The following is a 3,786-nucleotide window of genomic DNA, read 5'->3' on the forward strand; positions in this document are numbered from 1 at the left end:
GCGGGCAGGGCGGGCGAGACCCGTCCGGTGGCGCCGGGGACGGTCGCGGCGGCGCGCAGCGCGCCCTCGGCGGCGGAGCGCTGCGCGGCCTCGACGGCGCCGGTGCGGCTCTCCCAGACCACGATCACGGGCAGGGTGGCGGGGGCCTGGAACTCCTCGCCCAGCCGGGCGACCTCGGTCGACTCGGCGCTTCGCGGCAGGAACGCGGCCCGGTCGTTGGTGGCGACCTCGGAGAGCCGTCCCGCGTACGGGCCGAAGGCACCGCCGAGGCCGAGCCAGGCCACCAGCAGGGCGAGCGGGATCAGCAGCCGGGCTCGGCGCCGGGCGGTGGGGCTGCCGGTGAGCATCGTGGAGCGCCCTTCGTGGCGGGGGCGGGGACGGGTCGCCGCATCCTATCTCTCAATCGTCGAGATACTTCACCGGCTGAGTTTTCCGGCGGCGCGCCGCGGGCCGGTGCCCCTCGGGCGGCGGCGCGGGGGCCCCTGCCGCTCGGGCCCGTACGCTGCGCGCCCGGCGTGCGCCGGAGGGCGCGCCAGCAGGCCGGCCGCGGAGAGCGCGGCCCACCCGATCGAGACCGCCACGGCCATCGTGCGGTGCCGCCGCTTCGGCAGCGCGGTGGCGAGCAGCGTGGCGTCACCCAGGTCGGAGGCGATCCGCACCAGGGTGGCGGTCCGCAGCGCCGAAGCGTCCGGGGCCAGGACCATGGCGAGACCGCAGGCGGCGTCCCGGAACGCCAGCGGGCGCAGGCAGGCGGCCACGTCCGCGGGGACCGACCCGTCCGGCGCGCTGATCCCGGACGGGCGGGCCAGCAGCCCCGGGCGGCGGGCGACGGCGAGCCCGTAGACGGCGGTGACGGCTCCGGTCAGGCGCAGCAGACGCACGTTCACGGCGCGGCTCTCCTCGGGTCGGCGGGGTCACTCCCCGGTGCGGGCCGCGGGGGCGCCTCCCCCGCGGCCCGCACGGTGGGCCCATCATGGACGACCGGACGGCCCGGCGCGGGCCGACACGTCCGGCGGTGGCCCTTCCGGGCGGCCTGACGGCCCGCTGCGCCCCGCGGCTCCCGAGGACCGGGGGCCGCGGGGCGGGTGGGACCAGCGGGACCGGCCAGGGGCAGTGGACCGGCGCAGGTCGGCGGGACCGGCCGGAACGGCGTCAGGAGACGCGCTTCAGCTGCCAGCTGTTCTTGCCGAAGCTCGGCACCGCCGAGTAGTTACAGCCGGAGCTGTAGAACTCGCTGACCTGCACCCAGCCGGCCGGCGGCCAGGTCGAGGCGCAGGCGTTGACCACGGTGCCGACCGGGTAGCCGGTGAGCTGCATGATCTTCTTGCTGTTGGGGGTGAAGGTGCCCGACCCGCAGCCGGCGCTGTTCCACCACTGCACGTCGACGTAGCCGCTGGGGGTGAGCGAGCTCCCGCACATGTTCACCGTGTCACCGGGCGCGGCGTGCGCGGTGGTCATGGACAGCGTCAGTGCGGCGGCAGCGGCGCCCAGGGTCAGGGCTGCGGCACGGAGACGGGACACGGAGCGGCTCCTCTCGTCGGCGCGGTCCGTCCGCACCTGGCATATTCCTATCGGCGGGTGACCGGACACGGACAGTGGCTTTCCGGTCCGGTCCCCGACGCGATTGACGCCGTTGACAGGCGGCGCCCGGTGTGTCACAGGCCTAGAGCAGGCGCTTGATGTCGCCGCGGGCCCGGTAGAAGGCCCCGGAACCGGACTCCAGCACCTCGGCCACCAGGTAGCGGGCGCCGGGCTCGCGGATGTCCTTCGGGAACTGCACCCGGCGGGCCGGGTCGAAGCCGGGCGACACCACGCGGACGCGCAACCGGCCGCCCTCCGCCACGCACTCGACCTCGATGCCGCCCGCGGCCGCCGCCGATCCGGCGACCACCGACTCGACCTCGGCACCGGCCACCGCCGCCGTCCAGCCGCTGCCGTCCACCTCGGCGGCCTGCGGCACCCGGCCCTCCTCGGCCGCCCGCACCGCCTCCTCGCTCGCGTCCAGGCAGACCAACGAGCCGTCGGTGGTCACCAGGTACAGCCGGCCGTCGCGGTACTGCATGCTGTACGCGGAGCCGCAGCCGGTGCCGAGCTTCCAGAGCCGGGTGCCGTCCGCCGCGAAGCAGTACACCGAGGAGTGGTTGTCGCCGGCGAAGACGTAGCGGCCGTCGGGCGAGGCGGCACACGAGAACACGGAGGCGTCGCAGCGGTAGCGGGCCGTCTCCGAGCCGTCGGCCTTGCGCAGCCGGTGCACCGAGCCGCGCGAGGTCGCGGCGAACACCTCGTCGCGCTCCTGCCAGCCGAACAGCACGTCGCCGTCGGTCCGGGTGTGCCACAGCGGCTCGCCGCCGCGCGCGGCGTAGCGCGCCACCCCGCGCGAGTGACCGTGGTAGACGCCGTCCTCGTCGCAGCGGACCATCCAGCCGTCGGTGCCCTCGGCTTTGCGCCGCCACTGGAACTCGTCCTCGTGGTCGACGGTGGTGATCCCGCCGCGGGCGTCGGCGACGCCGAGCACGCCGTCGTGGATGTCCAGCCAGTAGATGTCGACGTCGGCGGCGATCTCGTACGCGACCCGCGGCACCTTGCCGCCGAGGTCGTACACCTTGCCGTCGTCGCAGCCGGCGTAGATCCACCAGTCGTCGGCGACGATGCACTTCACGCCGTCCGGCAGGCCGTAGCGGCCGGTGACCTGCCCGTCGTGGGTGAGCGTGTAGACGTCGCCGCGCTCGTTGCCCACCCAGGCGTGCTCCTCGCCGACGAAGATGCCGAAGGCCGCGGCGCCGGAGCGGAACCGCCAGAGCACGGGGGCCTGGCGGGCGGTCGAGCGGCTGCTGGTGATCGCCCGGCGGGTCACCGCGCGGCGCTGCCGCACCCCGCGCACGGCCGGGGCGTAGCCCTTGCGGACCTTCTCCCCGATCTTCTTGGCGGCCGCGGCGGCGGCCTTCTCCGGCGACGGGTAGCTGGTGGTCTTCGCCTGGCCGCCCTCGCCGATCCGCCCGTAGGTGATCGTCACGTCCACGCCGGCGACCCGGACCTCGTAGAACTTGTGGGCGCTGCCGGTGTCCTCGGACAGCTCCAGGTAGGTGGTCTGCTCGTCGGCGGCGACAGGCATGCGGGGCCCCTTCCGGGCGCTCGGCGGGAGTCGGTGCGGGCGGCGTGCCCGGCGACACCGCAGAAGCTATGCCCAGGGACTGACAGCGCGTCCGGTGCCCCCCGCTCCGACGGTGCGCCGGCCCGCCCGGCCCGGTCCGGCGGCCGACGTGCCCGGGCGGACAAACAGGAGAATCATGGGACAACACCCCTCGAAAGGCGGGAATACGATGTTCCAGCTCCTGTGGATTCTGCTCATCGGCTTCGTGCTGGGCGTGCTGGCCAGGCTGCTCCTGCGCGGCCCGCAGGCGATCCCCTGGTGGCTGACCATGCTGCTCGGCGCCGGGGGCGCCCTGCTCGGCAACGCCGTGGCCGGGTGGATCGGGGTACGGCACACCAGCGGCATCGACTGGATCCGCCACCTGCTCCAGTTGGGCTTCGCCGTCGCCCTGGTCGCCCTCGTCGCCCCGGCCTGGACGAGGTCCCGCTCCCGACGCTAGGGCCCTGGGCCGCCGTCCGGCGCCCAGGAGCCTGCCGGCGGGCCGGCAGCGGCGTCAGGCGACGTGGACGCGGGGGCGACGGTCCCGGTCGGGCTCGGCCTCCCGCAGCACCTCGCGGGTGACCGGGGCCACCTCGCCCTGCCCGAGCAGGAAGAACCGGAAGAACTGGGCGAACGGGTTGCCCTCGGTCCACTCG

Annotated in this window: 4 protein-coding genes and 1 pseudogene; 1 reads left to right on the top strand and 4 read right to left on the bottom strand. The window is 75.3% G+C overall.

Annotated elements, in window-relative coordinates:
* The 4 genes and pseudogenes from MCM47_RS39475 to MCM47_RS39490 form a co-directional block, all read right to left on the bottom strand.
* A pseudogene (locus MCM47_RS39475) lies at positions 1-347 on the bottom strand (hypothetical protein); the annotation flags it as partial.
* 69 nt (positions 348-416) lie between these two features.
* A complete protein-coding gene (locus MCM47_RS39480; RefSeq protein WP_238864245.1) occupies positions 417-887 on the bottom strand; it encodes a hypothetical protein in 471 nt (156 codons plus the stop codon).
* A 265-nt stretch (positions 888-1,152) separates the two neighbouring features.
* Complete coding sequence (locus MCM47_RS39485; protein ID WP_238864246.1) at positions 1,153-1,521, bottom strand: hypothetical protein; 369 nt, start codon at positions 1,519-1,521, stop codon at positions 1,153-1,155.
* Between the two features lie 142 nt (positions 1,522-1,663).
* Positions 1,664-3,112, bottom strand: a complete 1,449-nt coding sequence (locus MCM47_RS39490; protein WP_238951694.1) for a WGR domain-containing protein — start codon at positions 3,110-3,112, stop codon at positions 1,664-1,666.
* Between the two features lie 208 nt (positions 3,113-3,320).
* Between MCM47_RS39490 and MCM47_RS39495 the strand changes: the two genes are divergently transcribed.
* Complete coding sequence (locus tag MCM47_RS39495) at positions 3,321-3,590, top strand: GlsB/YeaQ/YmgE family stress response membrane protein (RefSeq protein WP_238864248.1); 270 nt, start codon at positions 3,321-3,323, stop codon at positions 3,588-3,590.
* Positions 3,591-3,786: the final 196 nt, after the last annotated feature.

The sequence above is a fragment of the Kitasatospora sp. A2-31 genome, from assembly GCF_022288725.1.
GTDB lineage: Bacteria > Actinomycetota > Actinomycetes > Streptomycetales > Streptomycetaceae > Kitasatospora.

Excerpts from the sequence above, each read along its gene's own strand:
- MCM47_RS39490 (WP_238951694.1), bottom strand. The coding sequence starts at position 3,112 with ATGCCTGTCGCCGCCGACGAGCAGACCACCTACCTGGAGCTGTCCGAG.
- MCM47_RS39495 (WP_238864248.1), top strand. The coding sequence starts at position 3,321 with ATGTTCCAGCTCCTGTGGATTCTGCTCATCGGCTTCGTGCTGGGCGTG.